We start from the raw sequence: 17529 nt of genomic DNA on the forward strand, positions 1-17529 counted from the left end.
TGTTCGGCCCGCACGCCGGGTGGCCCGAGCCGCCCCGGTCGGGCCGGCGGCGTGCCCAGCATCACTCCCGCCCCCCCCAGGGGTGCCGGGTGGGCCGCGTCGCCCCTCACCCCCCCTGACGCGGCCGGCCCGCCCGGCGCTCGTTCCGGACCGGCGTAGCCTGCAAGCCGCAGCTTCGTGGGGAGGGGGCGAGAGATGACGGACCGGGTGGCACGCGACCGCGGCGCCGGGCGGAACGGCGACCGGGCACCCAGGCCACGCGCCTGGGCCGCGCCGGTACGCGCCATGTCCCGCATCCTCAACGCCGACGGCTCCCCCCGCACACCCCAGCCGGCCCGCCCCGGCCGCAGCGGGATCGTCGACTGCGGGCTCTACGTCGACGGCGAGCGTCGGCCCGGCCGCGCGCAGTACGCCGAAGCCCTCGCCGCCGCCCGCCGGGAGCGGGACGGGTTCGTATGGCTCGGCCTGCACGAGCCCGACCTGGCCGAGATGACCGAGATCGCCGCCACGTTCGGCCTGCACGAGCTGGCCGTGGAGGACGCGGTCAAGGCCGAGCAGCGCCCCAAGCTGGAACACTTCGGCGAGATCGCCTTCCTGGCGGTGCGCACCGCCCGCTACTGCGAGCACACCGAGCTGACGGAGAACTCCGAGGTGGTGGAGACCGGCCAGGTGATGCTCTTCATCGGGCCGAACTTCGTGATCAGCGTCCGGCACGGGGACGCCTGCCGGCTGTCGCCGGTCCGAGCCGACCTGGAGGAGAAGCGGGACCTGCTGCGGCAGGGACCGTGGGCCGTCGCGTACGCGATCACCGACCGGGTGGTCGACCTCTACCTGGAGGTCGCCGACCGGCTGGAGGACGACCTCGACGTGCTGGAGGCGGACGTCTTCGACAGGCAGAGCAGCGGCCGGATCCAGCGGATCTACCAGATGAAGCGGGAACTGGTTGAGTTCAAGCGCGCGGTGGTGCCGTTGCAGCGACCGCTGCTCACCCTCACCTCCCAGGCCAACCGCGCCGTGCCGCAGGAGGTGCGGCGCTACTTCCGGGACGTGCAGGACCACCTCAGCCGCTCGGTCGAGCAGGTGAACTCCTACGACGACCTGCTCAACTCGATCCTCCAGGCCCGGCTGGCCCAGGTCACCGTCGACCAGAACAACGACATGCGCAAGATCGCCGCCTGGGCCGCGATCGGCGCGGTGTGGACCGCGATCGCCGGCATCTACGGCATGAACTTCGACAACATGCCGGAGCTGAAATGGACGTACGGCTATCCGGGCATCTGGGCCGTGAACCTGGCCCTGTCGTTCGTGCTCTACCGCTGGTTCCGCCGCAACGGCTGGCTCTGACCGCGAGACCGGCCTGACCGGGCCGGCCCGGACCTGACCGGACCCGATCGAGCCGGACCCGGCCGGGACGCGGAAGCGCCGGTCACGCGGGGCGTACCCGCGTGCCGGCGCTGCTCCGACGGCCGGTGCCGGCTCAGCGGCGCCCGCTGGCCTTCGCGGCGTTCCGGCCGTTCTGCGCGGCCTTGGTGACGTCGTCGGCCGGGCGGCCGGTGACGTCCCGGGCACCCTCGGCGACCGAGGGGACCTGGCTGTTCGGGTGGATCACCGGGTCACCGGCCGGCGGGGTGGTCGACGAGCTGCTGCCGTCGGCCACGGACGAGCTGCCGGCGCCGGTCGGACCGGCCTGAGTCACCTTCGCGCTCGGGTCCGGGGTCTCCACCACGATCGTGTCCACGTCCTCCCGCATCGGCTCCAACGTGTCCTGCCCGGTCGCGCCGAGCGTGCCGGTCGGGTCGTACTCGGCCCACTCCTGCTGCTCACGGCGGCGACGCATGGCCATCGCGCCGGCCAGGCCGGCGACGGCGCCGGCGACCAGCAGGCCGGTGGTCATCCCCCGCGACCTGCGCTGCTTCTTCTTTCCGGCCTTCATGTTCTTCGCCTTCTTCGTGATCGCGGCCTGCTTCGCCGCCGCTGCCTTACGACCGGTGAGCGCCTTGCCCGCAGCCTCGGTCCGTGCGTTGCGCACGGCCAGGAGCACCGGGGCGAGTGCGGCGGCGCTCGACGCGACGCCGCTTGACGCCCGGTCCCGGACCAGGACCGCGGTGGGCGCGACGGCGACCCGGGCTGCCTGGACCCGCGGGCCGACCGTGGCACCGGCACCCTTCGCCGCGTACGAGGCGGCCTGCCTCAGGTGATCGATGCCCTGGTTCAGCTCGGTCCTGGCGAGCTGGCCCTGGGTCTTGCGCCGCCCGATTCGAAACACGGTCCCACCTCCTGGGAGTTGTCCTTCGTCATCCTCCACCTTCGGATGCCTCCGCATGGCCAGATCGGGCACATGGGAGGATCCGCAAGGAACTGACCAACGAGTGAGGAGTACCCGTGGCCGAGGCTGTCTACGCCACCCTGCACACCAACGCCGGCCCGATCCGGCTGGAGCTCTTCCCGAACCACGCGCCGAAGACCGTCCGCAACTTCGTGGAACTGGCCGAGGGCAACCGTGAATACACCGACCCGCGTACCGGCCAGCCGGGTAGCGGGCCATACTTCGACGGCACCATCTCGCACCGCGTGATCAGCGGATTCATGGTCCAGATGGGCGACCCGACCGGCACCGGTCGCGGTGGCCCGGGCTACAAGTTCGCCGACGAGTTCCACCCGGAGCTGCGCTTCGACCGGCCGTACCTGCTCGCCATGGCGAACGCCGGGCCCGGCACGAACGGCTCGCAGTTCTTCATCACCGTGTCGCCGACGCCACACCTGAACAACAGGCACACCATCTTCGGTCAGGTCGCCGACGAGCAGTCGGTGAAGGTGGTCGACTCGATCGCGAACACTCCGACCGGGCCGAGCGACCGGCCGCTCCAGGACGTGGTGATCGAGCGGGTCGAGATCGAGCGGCAGCAGTCCTGAGCGTCGCGCGGGTACCTTTGCTCGCATGACTGAGCGCTTCGGGCCGGCAGGCGACGCCACCGAGGGGCCGGTGCCGACCAACCCGGTCTGCTACCGGCATCCCGACCGGGAGACCTACCTCCGGTGCACCCGATGCGATCGGCCGATCTGCCCCGAGTGCATGCGCGACGCCTCCGTCGGCCACCAGTGCCCGGAGTGCGTCGCCGAGGGACGCCGCAGCGTGCGGCCGGCGCGTACCGCCTTCGGTGGCGGTGCCGCCGGCCGCGAGGGCTACGTCACCAAGGCCCTGATCGGGCTGAACGTGCTGGTGATGGTGCTCTCGGTCATCTCGGCCCGGAGCGGGAACGCGATCGCCGGCGGCGGCCTCGGCGGCCTGATGGGCGGCGGGACGCCGCTTACCGAGTGGGGCGCGGTGCTCGGCCTGGCGCGTTTCCCCGACGACAGCGTCGGCGGTGTGGCCGACGGCCAGTGGTATCGACTGGTCACTGCCATGTTCCTGCACTACGGCGTGCTGCACCTGCTGTTGAACATGTGGGCGCTCTGGGTGCTCGGCCGGACGCTGGAGGCGGTGCTCGGGCCGCTGCGTTTCCTCGCGCTCTATCTGCTCGCCGGGATCGGCGGCAACGTGGCGGCCTACGTGTTCACCGCGCCGAACCGGTTCACGGCCGGCGCGTCGACAGCCATCTTCGGCCTGTTCGCCGCGATCTTCGTGATCATGCGCCGGATGGGCCGGGACACCTCGGCGATCGTGCCGATCCTGGTGATCAACCTGATCTTCACGTTCACCGTGCCGAGCATCTCGGTGGCCGGGCACCTCGGTGGGCTGGTGGTCGGCGCGGTGGTTGCGCTGGTCCTGGCGTACGCCCCACGGTCCCGACGGACCGCGTTCCAGGTCGCGGGCGGCGCGATCGTGCTCGTCGCCCTGATCGGCCTGGCCCTGGTCCGCACGGCCGCGTTGACCGGCTGATCCCCGCGCCCGGCACGCCCCGCGATCCGGGTTACCCCGTCGGCAGGTGATCAAGAAGTTTCCGTCGTCGCGGAGTCGGCGAAATCCGACGCAAACTCCTTGATCACGCCCGGGCGAGGGCCGCCCCTGCGACTGCCGGGGTGCCGGGACCGGGGGTGATCATGAGGTTGGCGGCATTGAAGGAGATCAACACCGTCGCCAACCTCATGATCGTCGGCTTGGCTTCCGGAAGGGTGGGCGGGGGCGGGCGAAGCTGGGTTGGTCGTTTCCTCGATCATGGAGTTGTGGTGCCATGACATGTCGGTTTCGGACTGGTATCGGAGGTGCCACAAGTCCAAGGTCGGCGTTAGCGTGCGAGATCTTGGAGGGCTGTGGCCCCTGGAGGGGCACTGGACTTCCAAGATCTCTGCGGGTGAGAGGGTTGTCCGCCGTGTGGGGAGCAGTGGTGGATGGCCGGTGGCGGATCACGTACGCGGTCTCCGGCGTCGTTTCGGCCCGGCCTGGCGTTCATGACGTTGGCGGCGGCAGAGGGGGACGAGGCGTGCGCGGCGGGCGGGCGGAACGGCGCGCTCCGGCGGGGGCGGGAGTCAGCGCGCGGCGGGGCGGGCGGCGGTGAGTTCGGCGGCCACCTCGTCCAGTGGCGCGTCCAGGTCGCGGCGGCCGAACAGGTGCAGCGACTCGCCCGCGTCGATCTCCAGCGTCTCGGCGGTCACCCCGCGACGGCTGCGCCGGTCCAGCCGGATCGACTCCACGGTGGCCCACGGCAGTCGGCGCCGGCCGGCGTATCCGCGGATCACGATGAGCCCGTCCGGGTCGACGGCGAGTCGGACCGGCGCGACGATGTCGCGCAGCGCCCAGGCGAGCAGGCCGACGGCGACCGCCCCGGCCAGCGCCGGCCGGACCGGGTCTCCGGCGGCCAGGAGCAGGCCCAGGGCGGCCAGGGCCAGCGCGCCGAGCGCCTTGACCAGCGGAAGCGCCCGCGGCACCCGCCACTGCCGGGCCGGTGACGGCTGTGGATCCATCCGCCCAGCATGCCAGCCGCGACCGCCGGGGTGCGGGGAGGAGACCGGTCAGGTCAAGCCGTGACCGCCGCCCGGCGGGATGACGGCCGGTCAGGCCCGGCCGCGACTGCCGGGGCGCGGGAGCGCGGGGGAGGACGACCGGTCGGTCAGCACGTAGGATCGGAGCAAGCGAGGTTACCCGGGAGTAGACATGAGTGACGCGGTCATCGTCGGCGCGGTTCGTACCCCGGTCGGGCGGCGCAAGGGGAGCCTCGCCGGAGTGCACCCGGTCGACCTGTCGGCGCACGTGCTGCGCGCGCTTGCCGAGCGCACCGGCATCGATCCCGGTCAGGTCGACGACGTGGTGTGGGGCTGCGTGTCGCAGGTCGGCGAGCAGTCCTGGAACGTGGCCCGCAACGCCGTGCTCGCCGCCGGCTGGCCGGAGTCGGTCCCCGGCACCACGATCGACAGGCAGTGCGGGTCGAGTCAGCAGGCGCTGCACTTCGCCGCCGCGACCGTTCTCTCCGGGCAGGCCGACCTGGTCGTGGCCGGCGGCGTCGAGTCGATGACCCGGGTGCCGATGGGTTCCAGCGTGGCCGGCGGGATGCCGTTCAGTGCCGCGATCCTGGAGCGTTATCGCGGGGTGGAGGGTGTCGCCGACGACTCGGCGCTGCCGTTCAACCAGGGCGTCGGGGCGGAGCTGATCGCGCAGCGGTGGCGCTTCTCCCGCACCCAGCTCGACGAGTTCGCGCTGGCCAGCCACGAGAAGGCGGCTGCCGCGCAGGACGCCGGGGCGTTCGACCCCGAGCTGGCGCCGGTGGCGCTCGCCGACGGCGGCAAGTTCGCCGCCGACGAGGGCATCCGCCGGGACACGTCGCTTGCGAAGCTCGGCGAGTTGGCCACGCCGTTCCGCGCCGACGGCGTGGTGACCGCCGGGTCCGCGTCGCAGATCTCCGACGGCGCCGCCGCGCTCGCGGTGACCACAGCCGAGTGGGCCAGCCGGCACGGTCTGCGCCCGCTCGCCCGGGTGCACACCGCCGTGGTCGCCGCCGATGATCCGGTCACCATGCTCACCGCCCCGATTCCGGCCACCGCGAAGGCGCTGCGCCGCGCCGGGCTGGGCATCGAGGAGATCGGGGTGTACGAGGTGAACGAGGCGTTCGCCCCGGTGCCGCTGGCCTGGCTGGCGGAGACCGAGGCGGACCCGGAGCGGCTCAACCCGCGTGGTGGGGCGATCGCGCTCGGCCACCCGCTCGGTGGGTCCGGCGCGCGGATCATGACGACGATGCTCCAGCACATGCGGGACAACGGCATCCGCTACGGCCTGCAGACCATGTGCGAGGGCGGCGGCATGGCCAACGCGACAATCGTCGAGTTGCTCTGAGCGGGGGAGCCGACAACCCGCTGGGCCGGGTGGAAGTTCCAGAAATCGGGCGTGACCCATATCACCCTAGGTCAACCGCTCGTTGCACCAGGTATGGACGTGTTCTCGCGAACGTTCCTTCCGGCCGCCGCCGAGACCGGCCTGGCGATCCAGACCGCCACCCGACACATGCCGGTGTTCCGTCGGTGCGTCGGCTCCGGTGACGCGACCATCCTGGTCACCCGGTGCAGCCGCCCGACCCATCCGGTCGGTGGCGAATACCTGATGCTCCTCACCCACCGCCGGCTGGTGGTGACCCGGCAGACCCGGGTGCTGCACCGGCTGCGCCTGCACCTCAACACCGAGCTGCGGGAACTCAGCAACGTCACGTGGAGCCCGGACCCGCGGGCCCACCGCCTGGAGCTGGCGGCCACCGCCATCGACGGGGTGCGCGAGCGGTTTCTCATCCGGACCCACCATCCGAAGGCGGTGTGGCAGCTCGACGCGCTGCTCAACCACGCCTTCCGGACCCGGCTGCGGGCTCCGGCGGAACGACTTGTCGCCACCATCGGTGACGCGCCGGCCGGCAACCGGCCCGCCGTGTTCCGCCCGGCGCCGGCCCGCTGACGTTCTCCTTACCGAATCCGAACATGTCCCTGACCGCCCGGCGGGCGGCCGGTCGGTCATCATGGGCCGGTGACCGCCGCCGACGCGCAGCGCGGGCTCGTCCTCGTGGTCGAGGACGAACCCGCCATCGCCGACCTGGTCCGGCTCTACCTGACCCGGGACGGCTTCGGCGTACACCTGGAACGGGACGGCACGGCCGGGCTGGCCGCCGCGCGGCGGCTGCGCCCGGTGGCCTGCGTGCTCGACATCGCGCTGCCCGGCCTGGCCGGCACCGAGATCTGCCGGCGGCTGCGCGCGGCGGGTGACTGGACGCCTGTCATCTTCCTCACCGCACGCGACGACGAGGTGGACCGCGTGGTCGGCCTGGAGCTGGGCGCGGACGACTACGTCACCAAGCCGTTCAGCCCGCGCGAGCTGGTCGCCCGGGTGCGGGCCGTGCTGCGCCGCAGCGCCGGCACGCCGCCCGAGCAGCCGCGGGTGCTCGGCGCGGTCACGCTCGACCCGGCGCGCCGGGCGGTGACCGCCGGTGGGGCTCCGGTGCAGCTCACCTCCACCGAGTTCGACCTGCTGGCCCATCTGATGGCCCGTCCCGGGCGGGTGTTCACCCGGGAGGAGCTGCTGGCCGCCGTCTGGGGCTACGCGGCGCACGGCGGCACCCGGACCGTCGACGTGCACGTGGCGCAGGTCCGGGCCAAGCTCGCCCCGGCCAGCGTGATCCGCACACACCGTGGCGTCGGGTACGCGGCCGATGCGTGAACAGCACACGGTGGCGTTGCCGATCGTCCGGCCCGGCCCCGTCCCGCCGCCGGCCCGGCAGCGGTACGGCAACACCCTGACCGCCCGCGCGGTGCTCGTCACCTGCGCGGTCGCGCTGGTGTCGGTGCTTGTCACCGCCCTGGTCGCGGTCCCGTTGGCGGTGCGCGGCGCGGAGCGTCGGGACCAGGCCGCGCTCGCGGCGCAGGCCCGGCTCGCCGCCGACGTGCTGCGGATCCGCACGGCACGTCAGCGCGACGGCGCCGGGGACCGGCTCATCCGGCAACTCCGCCAGCAGCAGGTCGAGGTGTACGTGCTCCGGGGCGGCCAGGTCGACAGGCGTGGACTGCCCGCGTCGCTCGTCGCCCGGGTCGCCGCCGGCGGGAACGTCTCCGGCCGGCGGCTTGTCGACGGGGAACGCCGGCTGGTCGAGGCGCGGGCGCTGTCCGGCGGCGACGGGGTGGTGCTCACCCGCGCCGTCACCACCGCCCCCTGGCGGCAGGTGCTGCGCGGGCTGTGGTTGCCGCTGCTGGCCGGCCTCGCCGCCGGGGCGGGGGCCGGGCTGCTGCTCGCCCGCCGGCTGGCCCGGCCGATCCGGGTCGCGGCCGACGCCGCCGCCCGGCTGCGCGCCGGTGACCGGGCGGTCCGGGTGCCGGTCGAACCGCCCGACGAGGTGGCCGACCTGGCGTACGCGCTCAACGGGTTGGCCGCCGCGCTTGCCACGAGCGAGGGCCGGCAGCGGGAGTTCCTGCTCTCCGTCTCGCACGAGTTGCGGACCCCGCTCACCGCGATCCGCGGCTACGCCGAGGCGCTTGCCGACGGCGTCATCGGCGCCGACGCGGTCCCGGCGACCGGCCGGACCGTGCTCGCCGAGGCCGAACATCTGGACCGGCTGGTGAGTGACCTGCTCGCGCTGGCCCGGCTGGAGGCGGCCGACTTCCCGCTCGACCCGGGTCCGGTGGACCTGACCCGGGTCGTCGCCGACGCCGAGCGCACCTGGTTCGACAGGTGCGCGGCGGTCGGTGTGCCGTTCCGGGTGGAGACGCCTGGCGCGCCGGTGCCGGCGTACACCGATCCGGGGCGGATCCGGCAGGTGGTGGACGGGTTGTTGGAGAACGCGCTGCGGGTCGTACCCCCGGGGGCGCCTGTGGTGCTCGCGGTCCGGCCGGCCGGCGCGGGCCTGGCGGCCGGCGGTGTCCTGGAGGTCCGCGACGGCGGGCCCGGCTTCACCGACGACGACCTCGCGGTGGCGTTCGAACGCGGCGCGTTGCACAAGCGGTACCGGGGGGTGCGCAAGGTGGGCAGCGGGCTCGGGCTGGCGCTCGCCGCCGGGCTGGTGCGCCGGTTGGGTGGGGACATCGCCGCCGGGCACGCCCCGGAGGGCGGCGCCGCCTTCACCGTTCGGCTGCCCGCGGATCCTTACCCGGCCCGAACATCGGCCTGACGCTGCCTGCGTACGGCCGGGGAATGCTGACGTCACCACCGACGAGAGGAACACCGATGGCACGTCAGCGAATCGTCACCAGCGCGACCGCACTGCTCGCCGCCGCGGCGCTCGGCCTTGCCGGCTGCGGCGCGGCGCAGACCGGCGCCGGCGCGGCCCGGGAGAGCGCGGTCGAGGTGGCCGCGGCCATGGGCGTGGACGGGCAGGCGCTCGTCGCGCTCGGCGTCGACCCGGCCGACCTGGACGTCGACCCGGTCGCGGCCCCGGCCCCGTCGGGCTCCGCCACGCCGGAGTCCGGACCGAATCGGAAGGGCGAGCGGGCCCAGGAGTGGCGCAAGCGGCACCAGGCCCGGGTGCTGCTGCGGAAGAACAAGCTGCACGGCGAGGTCGTGGTGCAGACCAAGGAGAACGGGACGAAGACCGTCGCCGTTCAGCGCGGCACGGTGACCGCGATCGACGCGACGTCGGTGACCGTGAAGTCCACCGACGGTTTCACCATGACCTGGACGTTCGACGAGAAGCTGCGGGTGGTCGAGCGCCGCGCCACGATCCGGTCGACCGACGTGAAGGTCGGCACGACGGTGGGCGTGGCCGGGACGAAGGAGGGCGACAAGGGGAACGCGCGGCTCATCGTGGTGCCACTCAAGCAGAAGTAGGGTGGGCGGGCTGTTGTGACCTGACGAGCCCGCCAGGCTACGCTAAGCCCCGACTTGCCATCGCCTCCGTGGAGAACCCGTGAAGCTCTCGATCCTCATGCCGGTCTACAACGAGGAAGAACGTATCGCGGATGCGCTCAAGCAGGCATTGGCGGTCGACTACCCGTGCGAGATCGAACTCGTCGTCGTGGACGACGGCAGCCGGGACGGCACCGGCGAGGTTCTCGGCCGGGTCGACGACGCCCGGCTGCGGGTGATCACCCACCAGCGCAACGCCGGCAAGGGCGCGGCCATCAAGACCGCGGTCGACAACGCCGAGGGCCAATACATGGTCATCCTCGACGCCGACCTCGAATACGACCCGCAGGACATCCCGCGCCTGCTGCAGCCGGTGCTCGACGGGCACGCCACCGTGGTCTACGGCAATCGCACCTTCGGCAGCCACAGCTCTTACAGCTTCTGGTACGTGATGGGCAACAAGGGCGTCACGCTGGCCGCCAACATGCTCTACAACTCCTACATCGGCGACCTGGAGACCTGCTTCAAGCTGATGCCGTTGGAGCTCTACCGTTCGCTCCAGGTGCGCTCGCGGGGCTTCGGCATGGAGGCCGAGGTCACCGGCAAGCTCCTCCGCCAGCGCATCCGCCCCTACGAGGTGCCGATCAGCTACCGTGCCCGGGGCCGCGAGGAGGGCAAGAAGATCACCTGGAAGGACGGCGTCGAGGCGATCTGGATCCTGGCCCGCGAGCGCGCCCGCCGCCGCCCTGCGGATCCCGCCGCCGCCCGCTGACCCGCACGACCCGAGGACCCCGCACCGCTCCCGGTGCGGGGTCCCGTCGTGCCGGGAGCGGTGCGGGGTCCCGTCGTGCCGGGAGCGGTGCGGGGTCCCGTCGTGCCGGGAGCGGCGCGGGGTCCCGTCGTGTCGGCGGTCAGCCGGCCGGGTCGAGGAACGCGTCGACGGAGCGCCGCAGGCCGGCCGCGTCCAGCCCGTGCCAGCGGTCGTGGTCCTCCGGCGCGCCGTAGCGGCGCAGCTCCGCCCGGCCCACACCGAGGGAGAGCAGCCGGTGCGGCCGGTCCGCAAGCGCCTCCGCCACCACCCGGGCCGAGGTGCCGGCCAGGTACGGCTCGACCAGGACCACCTCGGCGCCGGCAAGCGTCCGCAGCCCGGCGACGTCGAACGGCCGCGGCCGGTGGGTGAAGGCCACCGTGACCGGCCGGTCGGCCACCGCGTGCAGCGCCGCGTCAAGCACCGGTCCGACCGCCACCAGCAGCGGTGCGCCCGGCCCGGCGTCGCGGACCACCCGCAGGTCACCCGCCTCCGGGTACGCGACCGCGTTGCGGGCGGTGGACAGCCGCAGGTACGCCGCGTCCCGCCCGCACACCACGTCGCGCAGCAGCGGGCGTACCTCGTCGGGGTGGCCGGGCACGTGCACGGTCCACCCGTCGAGCGTGTCGACAAGCGCCACGTCGGCCGGCGCGAGGTGGGTGCGTCCGGCCGCCGCCCGGTCGTACGAGGCGCCGATGCTCACCAGCACCGCGCCGACCCCCTGGTGGTCGAGGTCCAACTTGATCTGCTCGTACGCCCGCTCGACCAGGAACGGGGCGTAGCTGTGCACGATCGGCCGCTGCCCGGTCAACGCGAGCCCGCCGGCCACGCCGATCATGAGCTGTTCCCGGATCCCGACGTTCACCACCCGGTCCGGGTACCTGGCGGCGGCCGGGGCGAACGCGGCGGCGGAGATGTCCGCCAGCACGATCACGCTCCGGGGATCCGCAAGCACCTCCTCGGCGCTTGTCACGAACGCGTCCCGCATGGTCATGGCGTCACTCCCCGGCGGCGACGGCCGCGACGACGACGGCCGCGACGACGACGTGCGGCCGGTGATGGTCGTGCCCGGTCAGGGCGGTGTGCAGGGCGTCGTGGTCGTGGCCGTCGACGGTGGCGGCGGTCCACCCGTTGACGGTGAACCGGCTCGCCGCGCCGCCGGGCCAGCCGTGCGTGGCGGAGCCGTTGTCCACCACGATCGCGGTCAGGTTGCCGAGCCCGGTCGCGCCCGCGTACGCGATGGCCTCGTGGTTGGCGCCCTCGTCCAGTTCGGCGTCGCCGAGCAGCACGTACACCCGGGGGTCGGCGCGGCCCTGGGCGCGCAGGCCGAGCGCGACGCCCACGCCCAGCCCGAGCCCGTGTCCGAGCGAGCCGGAGCCCACCTCCACGCCCGGCACAAGCGTCCGGTCCGGGTGGTCGCCGAGCCGGCTGGCCGGGCCGCCCTGGTCGTCAAGCCACTCGACTGGTACGAAGCCCCGGGCGGCGAGCAGCGCGTAGTAGCCGGCGACCGCGTGCCCCTTGGAGAGCAGGAACCGGTCCCGGTCGGGATCGTCCACGGTGGCCGGGGTGACCCGCAGTACCCGGTCGTAGAGGACCTGGAGCACGTCGAGCGTCGAGTACACGTTCGCGCCGAACTCGCGGCCGGCGCGCACCCGGTCGAGCAGCGCGGCCAACTCGGTGGCGGTGGTCGTCGTCATGCCGATAGCCTCAAACCTCAACCGAACTTCACCTCAAGGTCCTGTGATGCACGAGGCAACCCTGACCATCGGCCAACTCGCCGACCGCAGCGGCGTGGCCCCCTCCGCGCTGCGCTACTACGAGCGGCTCGGCCTGATCCACGCCGCGCGCACCGGCGGCAACCAGCGCCGCTACGCCCGCACCGAGCTGCGCCGGGTCGCCTTCATCCGGATCTCCCAGCAGGTCGGCGTCTCGCTCGACGAGATCCGGGAGGCGCTCGACTCGCTGCCCTCCGGGCGTACCCCCACCCCCGAGGACTGGGCGGCGCTCTCCCGGGCCTGGCGGGACCGGCTGGACGAGCGGATCCGGCTGCTCGGCAAGCTCCGCGACGACCTGGACGGCTGCATCGGCTGCGGCTGCCTGTCGTTGCAGCGCTGCACGCTCTACAACCCGGATGACTCGCTCGCCGCCGAAGGACCCGGCGCGCGTCTCGTGCTGCCCCGGGACTGAGGCGTCACCGCACCAGCAGCACCTTGCCCAGGTGGTCGTTGGTCTCCACCAGCCGGTGCGCGTCGGCGGCGTCCGCCATGCCCACCCGCGCGTGCACCACGGGCCGGATCCGGCCCGCCGCCACGAGCGGCCACACCTGCTCGCGTACGCCCCGGGTGATCGCCGCCTTCTCGTCGAGCGGGCGGGACCGCAACGCGGTTGCGTGCACCGAGGCCCGCTTCGCCAGCAGCATCCCGAGGTCGAGCTCACCCTTGCGACCGCCCTGCATGCCGATCACCACGAGCCGCCCGCCGGTCGCCAGCGCGGCCACGTTCCGGGGCAGGTAGGACGCGCCCATGATGTCCAGGATCACGTCCGCGCCGCGCCCGTCGGTCACCCGGCGGACCTCCGCCACGAAGTCCTGCTCCCGGTAGTCGACGGTGTGCGCGGCGCCCAGCTCCCGCAGCCGCTCGTGCTTCGCCGCCCGCGCGGTCACCACCACCGTGGCGCCGAGCGCCACCCCGAGCTGGATCGCGAACGTGCCGATGCCGCTGCCGCCGCCGTGCACAAGCAGCGTGTCCCCCTCGGCCAGCCGGGCCAGGTCCACCACGTTCGACCAGACCGTGCAGGCCACCTCCGGCAGCGCCGACGCGTCCACCAGGTCCACCCCCTCGGGCACCGGCAGCAACTGCCCGGCCGGCACGGCCACCCGCTCGGCGTACCCGCCGCCGGCAAGCAACGCGCAGACCTCCTGGCCCACCGACCAGCCGGTCACGTCCGCGCCGAGCGCCCGGACCGTCCCCGAGCACTCCAACCCGGGGTACGCGGGCGCGCCCGGCGGCGGCGGATAGTGGCCCTGCCGTTGCAGCAGGTCGGCCCGGTTGACCGCGCTGGCCCGCACGTCGACGACCACCTCGCCGGGGCCGGGCTCGGGATCGGGGACCTCGGCCCAGACGAGCGCCTCGGGTCCGCCGGGTTCGCTGATCGTGATCGCACGCATGGCACAGTCTTACCCGATCCGCGGTTCATGGCAGACTAGGCGCGGTCGCGTACCCCTCGTGGGAGCGCGCCGGGAGGGTTCGCCTAGTGGCCGATGGCGCTGGTCTTGAAAACCGGTAAGGCAGCGATGTCTTCGTGGGTTCGAATCCCACACCCTCCGCATCCCGAGCAGTAGAAACGCTCCCTGACCAGCGCGAAGGCCGGTCAGGGAGCGTTCTCGCGTCTCCGAGGGAGTCTCACTTCGTCCCGTTGGGGGCCGCCGCGTCTCACTGGTCGTGTCGTATCCGTGTCGGCACTAACCAGCCTCCCGGGTGTCCAACGCTCCCTCGATGCGCTTCCGGGCCGCTTCACCTTCGCCGTCGATGCGTAGGCCGCGTCAACGCGGGGTCAGCCATCAGCTCCAGCTGGCAGCGTGAGCCCCCGCTATTAGGACCTTTTGGGCCAGGTACCGCGCGAGAGTGATATCGACCGAGAGCTTTCCTGCCTCCTCCCCGAATGGTAGAAGAAGTTCTGCCCCTAGGCCGCCGCCGTCCTCCTTGCTGTGCACAATTCGGCATCTAATCTGATAAAGTCGGTCAGCTACCTGATCTGTCAGCTTGTGATTCGTGTTGTTGAAGTTAATCGACTTTGCGCCTCTAATTTCTTGCTTTCCTGTAAGGAATTGTTCCATCTCGGGGTCTTGCTTGATGAATTCTTCGATTCCCTTATCGTCGGCACAACTCCGCAGGGTCGCGCGCAACTGTTCCGATTCGGCAAGCCCGCGAGGGCCGCCGCCGATAATGGACAAGACTCTTACAAGCTGAGAGTCGTTCGTCGCATCGAATCTGGGATCCAATAGCTCCTGACGCGCACGTCGCATAAGTTCTTGTTTAGCATAGATCGGAAAGTGGAACTCCATTACCTGATAGTACGCAAGAAATTCTAGGAGAGGCATGCCGGTCGCAGACCGGCCATACGTGTAAAGTGAGGCCGCCTCTAGCGAGTATTGGAGCTTGGGTAAACGCAAGGGGCGCTCATCGAGTTGCTTCCGCTTCGCCCTTTTGCGACGAGCTAGCGTGACGTAACGGCTAACGTGGAGTCCTAGGGAGACTTGCTGCGTTAGGTCCAGTTCGAGGAAGAGCGCGGTCGAAAATTCCTTGAGAAACCTTAGCGCTTGGTCGTGTCCATTCAAGCCGCTCGTGGTGATTCTAAGTGCGTAGCCTCTTGCGCCACCTCGCTCTGCGGCTACTAGGCTTGGAGATGCTTGACAGATCTCGGCGGTAATGCGGCTTGTTCTATGTGAGTCACTGACAAATCGTATGCTGATAGACTGATCGGCGGAGTCGTCGTTTACTTCGGAAGCATCGATTACTTCATCGGTCGACAAATTCTCTACTTTAGCTGCTCGGGCCAGTCGATCTATCGCGAACCCTATGCCTGGGCTTCCAAAGTTCCGCAATAGCGCTTCGATCACGCCTGTCTTTTTGTCGAACAGGGCAGCATATTCGCCAAGGAAGATCCAGTTCTCAAAATCTGCCGCGTTGATTATTGAGGCATCTCTATGGCCGATCGTGATGGTACGCGATTTTCTGCCGTTCGGTATTGCCAGTTCTAAGAAATTTTCTTTTACCGGATTATCGGCCGAATAATAGACATCGAGCATCCTCTCCTGATATGAGAAGCCCACCTTCTCTGCTCTTACTTTGATTACCTCAAGAGGCTCCATGCTTCGCCGTCTACCAATCTTCCTGAGTTACATCTGTCCGGATGGCGTCGCGAAAGGATAGAGAGTGGTGTCGAGGGTTCAATCATTAAGTCGTATATCCGTCAGTTCTCTTGATCGAAGAATGACGCCGTAGTGCCAGCCCTACCCACGGCTTGCTGGGTGGTACCTAACGCGCCCTCGATCCTCTTTCGGGCTGCTTCGTCTTGGCCGTCGATGCACGAGGCGTAAACCTTCAAGAGCACGTGCACGCTGTGCCCGGCCCACTGAGCTACTTGCGTCGCCGGCACACCAGCGTTGAGCCACAGCGACACGGCGGCGTGCCGCAGGTCGTACGGCCGGTGCGCCAGTGGTGACCGGTATTGCGCGGGCGTCAAGGCTGTCTCTCGGGCCTGCCGCCAGGCGCGCAGGTAGGTGCTTTTCGACACGGGGGCCACCCGCGCGCCAGCGGCGTTGAACATCCGACCGTTGGCGCTCCGGCAGTGCTCCCGTAGGTGGTGTCGCAGGATGCGAACTAGTTCGGGACAGACCGGGACGTCGCGGGTCGCCTTCTTCGCTCTGTGCTTAAGTTCCCGGTCTTCGAGCGACGTGCCGCCGTCGCTCCAATCCTCACCAACCTGCTGCGTCGACCCGCTGAGGTGCAACCACCCCCATCCGTCGTCGGGCAACTCGCATTCGTCGGCGCGTAGGTGGATCACCTCCGACGGGCGCAGCGCGGCGAAGTACATGCAGGCGAAGAAGCCTTCCAAGTGCGGGTCCCGCTGCCGAACCGCAGCGAGCAGCGACCGGGCTTGCTCGGGATTCACCACCACCTTCCGGTCTATCTGATCGGTGTTCTTCGGCGCTCGCCACTGAATGAAGTCCATCGGGTGCGCGTCGAGATGCCGCAGTTCAACGGCGTATTTCAACGCGCTGTAGAAGACTGCGCGCTTTCTCGCCACCGTGTTAGCGGCGGCCGGGCCACCGTCAATCCGGGTGGTCAACAGGTCGAGCGTTTTCCGGATGGTCGCCGGATTCGCTACGTCCGTCAGCGGCAGCGTGTTCGCCTTGAGCCATCGGACAATCGGCGCGAGGTTGTCCGGCGGCGTGGCCTTATCCCGGTCTCGCTGCTGCTTGTTGAAGGCCCAGGTGTAGAGAGCATGGCGTAGCTCCGCTTCGTCGGGTGCCCCACGTGACGTGGCGAGTAGCGCGGGCGTGACGGTGGTGAGCGCGTCGGCAATGCTCTTGCGCTGAGTCGCGGCGGCACGCGGCCATTTCATGTCCACGAACGCAACCGCCAGGTCGTACCAACTCCGGCTGTTCAGTTGCCGGGCCATCGGTTCAGACAGCCCGGTCTTCTCATCGAACGCCGTTCCTTCGCGCTGTGCGACGACCAGCTTCGATCGGAAGCTCTCAGCGAGTGCCCGGGTTGCGAACGTCTTCCGGAAGGGCTTGTCAGCTACCTTCCATCGGACGGTGTAGGACTTCTTTTTGCCGGCAAGTTCGTTCGTCAGGATCGCGTGAATCCGTACGCTGTAACTGCTCAAGCGGCCTCCTCGTGATCGTTGAGCCAGGCGTCGAGGTCGCGGCGGCGGACGTACAGGCTGCCGTTCGGGTACTTGATGGTTCGCGGAGCGCGGCCGGTCGCCTTCCAGCGGAAGAAAGTCGACCGAGGCACCCGCAGTTCGTCCAAGACTTCGGCGAGGCTGAGCAGGTTCCCAGTCGAGGTGGTGCGCTTCAGGGCGGTCATGAGCGGGTTGTCCTCCCTCGGGGCGGCGTCGAGTTAGATGTGGCGCCAAGTCGACGGAGGTCGGTCTGGGTAGGGCTTGCTGACCTGGCGGATGGTGAGCACGTGGGCGAGCGCGGAGAGGGTGGCGGCGGTTTCGGCGGGGGTGCCGTGCAGCCTGATTCGCATGCTGGCGTCCTCTCGGTCGGCGGGCGGGTCTGACGTGGGTGGGGAAGGCGTTGCGGCAGAAGGACGTAGGGCGGCCCGCTGAGAGCGCTGTAGAGGCAAGATCTCGGCACGGTTGGTGTTGGGCCATGCATTGATTCGTCTCTGTGGCTCTCAGGGGGCGGTTCTGCGGAAGGTCGGCGCGCGGTGCGGTGTGTGGGTGCTGCGCGGGGTGGGGCGGC

19 protein-coding genes and 1 tRNA gene are annotated in these 17529 nt (G+C 70.6%); 11 read left to right on the forward strand and 9 right to left on the reverse strand.

The window, feature by feature from the left end:
* The first annotated feature begins 195 nt into the window (after window positions 1–195).
* Entirely contained in the window at window positions 196–1344 is a 1149-nt protein-coding gene (corA, locus tag SM450_RS27820; RefSeq protein WP_474622741.1) for a magnesium/cobalt transporter CorA, read from the forward strand.
* Window positions 1345–1477: 133 nt separating this feature from the next.
* Here the strand turns inward: corA and SM450_RS27825 are convergent, their stop codons facing one another.
* The gene (locus tag SM450_RS27825; RefSeq protein ID WP_474622742.1) at window positions 1478–2323 is read right to left on the reverse strand and encodes a hypothetical protein; all 846 of its coding nucleotides are present in this window, start codon (window positions 2321–2323) and stop codon (window positions 1478–1480) included.
* 59 nt (window positions 2324–2382) lie between these two features.
* On the opposite strand from SM450_RS27825, the gene SM450_RS27830 reads away from it, so the two are divergent.
* Both SM450_RS27830 and SM450_RS27835 read left to right on the forward strand, forming a co-directional pair.
* Complete coding sequence (locus SM450_RS27830; RefSeq protein WP_474622743.1) at window positions 2383–2913, forward strand: peptidylprolyl isomerase; 531 nt, start codon at window positions 2383–2385, stop codon at window positions 2911–2913.
* 25 nt (window positions 2914–2938) lie between these two features.
* Window positions 2939–3880 (forward strand): rhomboid family intramembrane serine protease, encoded by a 942-nt coding sequence (locus SM450_RS27835; RefSeq protein ID WP_474622744.1) that lies wholly within the window; start codon window positions 2939–2941, stop codon window positions 3878–3880.
* Window positions 3881–4467: 587 nt separating this feature from the next.
* Here SM450_RS27835 and SM450_RS27840 read toward each other — a convergent pair.
* Window positions 4468–4902: a PH domain-containing protein gene (locus SM450_RS27840; RefSeq protein ID WP_474622745.1), complete on the reverse strand. Its 435-nt coding sequence runs from the start codon at window positions 4900–4902 to the stop codon at window positions 4468–4470.
* Between the two features lie 190 nt (window positions 4903–5092).
* Here SM450_RS27840 and SM450_RS27845 point away from each other — a divergent pair, with 190 nt between their 5' ends.
* The 6 genes from SM450_RS27845 to SM450_RS27870 all read left to right on the forward strand — a co-directional run bounded on the left by SM450_RS27845 (window position 5093) and on the right by SM450_RS27870 (window position 10514).
* Window positions 5093–6265 carry a thiolase family protein gene (locus SM450_RS27845; protein WP_474622746.1) on the forward strand — a complete coding sequence of 391 codons (1173 nt, stop codon included), beginning with the start codon at window positions 5093–5095 and terminating at the stop codon, window positions 6263–6265.
* Between the two features lie 93 nt (window positions 6266–6358).
* Window positions 6359–6871 carry a hypothetical protein gene (locus SM450_RS27850; RefSeq protein ID WP_474622747.1) on the forward strand — a complete coding sequence of 171 codons (513 nt, stop codon included), beginning with the start codon at window positions 6359–6361 and terminating at the stop codon, window positions 6869–6871.
* Window positions 6872–6940: 69 nt separating this feature from the next.
* A complete protein-coding gene (locus SM450_RS27855) occupies window positions 6941–7627 on the forward strand; it encodes a response regulator (protein ID WP_474622748.1) in 687 nt (228 codons plus the stop codon).
* Window positions 7620–9068 (forward strand): sensor histidine kinase, encoded by a 1449-nt coding sequence (locus tag SM450_RS27860; protein ID WP_474622749.1) that lies wholly within the window; start codon window positions 7620–7622, stop codon window positions 9066–9068. The genes SM450_RS27855 and SM450_RS27860 overlap by 8 nt, the downstream gene beginning before the upstream one ends.
* A 56-nt stretch (window positions 9069–9124) precedes the next feature.
* On the forward strand, window positions 9125–9724 hold the full coding sequence (locus tag SM450_RS27865) for a hypothetical protein (protein ID WP_474622750.1): 600 nt from the start codon (window positions 9125–9127) through the stop codon (window positions 9722–9724).
* A gap of 79 nt (window positions 9725–9803) precedes the next feature.
* Complete coding sequence (locus SM450_RS27870; RefSeq protein ID WP_474622751.1) at window positions 9804–10514, forward strand: glycosyltransferase family 2 protein; 711 nt, start codon at window positions 9804–9806, stop codon at window positions 10512–10514.
* A gap of 139 nt (window positions 10515–10653) precedes the next feature.
* Here SM450_RS27870 and SM450_RS27875 read toward each other — a convergent pair whose 3' ends face one another.
* Both SM450_RS27875 and SM450_RS27880 read right to left on the reverse strand, forming a co-directional pair.
* The gene (locus SM450_RS27875; RefSeq protein ID WP_474622765.1) at window positions 10654–11538 is read right to left on the reverse strand and encodes a transketolase family protein; all 885 of its coding nucleotides are present in this window, start codon (window positions 11536–11538) and stop codon (window positions 10654–10656) included.
* Between the two features lie 10 nt (window positions 11539–11548).
* Window positions 11549–12247: a transketolase gene (locus tag SM450_RS27880; RefSeq protein ID WP_474622752.1), complete on the reverse strand. Its 699-nt coding sequence runs from the start codon at window positions 12245–12247 to the stop codon at window positions 11549–11551.
* A gap of 46 nt (window positions 12248–12293) precedes the next feature.
* Between SM450_RS27880 and soxR the strand changes: the two genes are divergently transcribed.
* Window positions 12294–12737: a redox-sensitive transcriptional activator SoxR gene (gene soxR, locus SM450_RS27885; RefSeq protein ID WP_474622753.1), complete on the forward strand. Its 444-nt coding sequence runs from the start codon at window positions 12294–12296 to the stop codon at window positions 12735–12737.
* 4 nt (window positions 12738–12741) lie between these two features.
* On the opposite strand, the gene SM450_RS27890 is transcribed toward soxR, so the two are convergent.
* Window positions 12742–13716 (reverse strand): NAD(P)H-quinone oxidoreductase, encoded by a 975-nt coding sequence (locus tag SM450_RS27890; protein ID WP_474622754.1) that lies wholly within the window; start codon window positions 13714–13716, stop codon window positions 12742–12744.
* Window positions 13717–13788: 72 nt separating this feature from the next.
* On the opposite strand from SM450_RS27890, the gene SM450_RS27895 reads away from it, so the two are divergent.
* Window positions 13789–13875, forward strand: a tRNA-Ser gene (locus tag SM450_RS27895).
* 234 nt (window positions 13876–14109) lie between these two features.
* Here SM450_RS27895 and SM450_RS27900 read toward each other — a convergent pair.
* The 4 genes from SM450_RS27900 to SM450_RS27915 form a co-directional block, all read right to left on the reverse strand.
* Window positions 14110–15420, reverse strand: a complete 1311-nt coding sequence (locus SM450_RS27900) for a hypothetical protein (RefSeq protein WP_474622755.1) — start codon at window positions 15418–15420, stop codon at window positions 14110–14112.
* Between the two features lie 101 nt (window positions 15421–15521).
* Window positions 15522–16943 (reverse strand): tyrosine-type recombinase/integrase, encoded by a 1422-nt coding sequence (locus SM450_RS27905; protein ID WP_474622756.1) that lies wholly within the window; start codon window positions 16941–16943, stop codon window positions 15522–15524.
* Window positions 16940–17146: a helix-turn-helix transcriptional regulator gene (locus SM450_RS27910; protein WP_474622757.1), complete on the reverse strand. Its 207-nt coding sequence runs from the start codon at window positions 17144–17146 to the stop codon at window positions 16940–16942. Before SM450_RS27910 ends, SM450_RS27905 begins: the two co-directional genes overlap by 4 nt.
* 33 nt (window positions 17147–17179) lie before the next feature.
* Window positions 17180–17311, reverse strand: a complete 132-nt coding sequence (locus SM450_RS27915; RefSeq protein ID WP_474622758.1) for a hypothetical protein — start codon at window positions 17309–17311, stop codon at window positions 17180–17182.
* Window positions 17312–17529: the final 218 nt, after the last annotated feature.

Source organism: Micromonospora marincola, assembly GCF_056150385.1.

Bases quoted from the DNA above. Each gene is read 5' to 3' on its own strand.
- SM450_RS27875 (WP_474622765.1), bottom strand. From the start codon at position 11,538: ATGCGGGACGCGTTCGTGACAAGCGCCGAGGAGGTGCTTGCGGATCCC.
- SM450_RS27890 (WP_474622754.1), bottom strand. From the start codon at position 13,716: ATGCGTGCGATCACGATCAGCGAACCCGGCGGACCCGAGGCGCTCGTC.
- SM450_RS27835 (WP_474622744.1), top strand. From the start codon at position 2,939: ATGACTGAGCGCTTCGGGCCGGCAGGCGACGCCACCGAGGGGCCGGTG.
- SM450_RS27860 (WP_474622749.1), top strand. From the start codon at position 7,620: ATGCGTGAACAGCACACGGTGGCGTTGCCGATCGTCCGGCCCGGCCCC.
- soxR (WP_474622753.1), top strand. From the start codon at position 12,294: ATGCACGAGGCAACCCTGACCATCGGCCAACTCGCCGACCGCAGCGGC.
- SM450_RS27915 (WP_474622758.1), bottom strand. From the start codon at position 17,311: ATGCGAATCAGGCTGCACGGCACCCCCGCCGAAACCGCCGCCACCCTC.
- SM450_RS27900 (WP_474622755.1), bottom strand. From the start codon at position 15,420: ATGGAGCCTCTTGAGGTAATCAAAGTAAGAGCAGAGAAGGTGGGCTTC.
- SM450_RS27880 (WP_474622752.1), bottom strand. From the start codon at position 12,247: ATGACGACGACCACCGCCACCGAGTTGGCCGCGCTGCTCGACCGGGTG.
- SM450_RS27910 (WP_474622757.1), bottom strand. From the start codon at position 17,146: ATGACCGCCCTGAAGCGCACCACCTCGACTGGGAACCTGCTCAGCCTC.
- SM450_RS27825 (WP_474622742.1), bottom strand. From the start codon at position 2,323: ATGCGGAGGCATCCGAAGGTGGAGGATGACGAAGGACAACTCCCAGGA.
- SM450_RS27865 (WP_474622750.1), top strand. From the start codon at position 9,125: ATGGCACGTCAGCGAATCGTCACCAGCGCGACCGCACTGCTCGCCGCC.
- SM450_RS27840 (WP_474622745.1), bottom strand. From the start codon at position 4,902: ATGGATCCACAGCCGTCACCGGCCCGGCAGTGGCGGGTGCCGCGGGCG.
- corA (WP_474622741.1), top strand. From the start codon at position 196: ATGACGGACCGGGTGGCACGCGACCGCGGCGCCGGGCGGAACGGCGAC.
- SM450_RS27845 (WP_474622746.1), top strand. From the start codon at position 5,093: ATGAGTGACGCGGTCATCGTCGGCGCGGTTCGTACCCCGGTCGGGCGG.
- SM450_RS27850 (WP_474622747.1), top strand. From the start codon at position 6,359: ATGGACGTGTTCTCGCGAACGTTCCTTCCGGCCGCCGCCGAGACCGGC.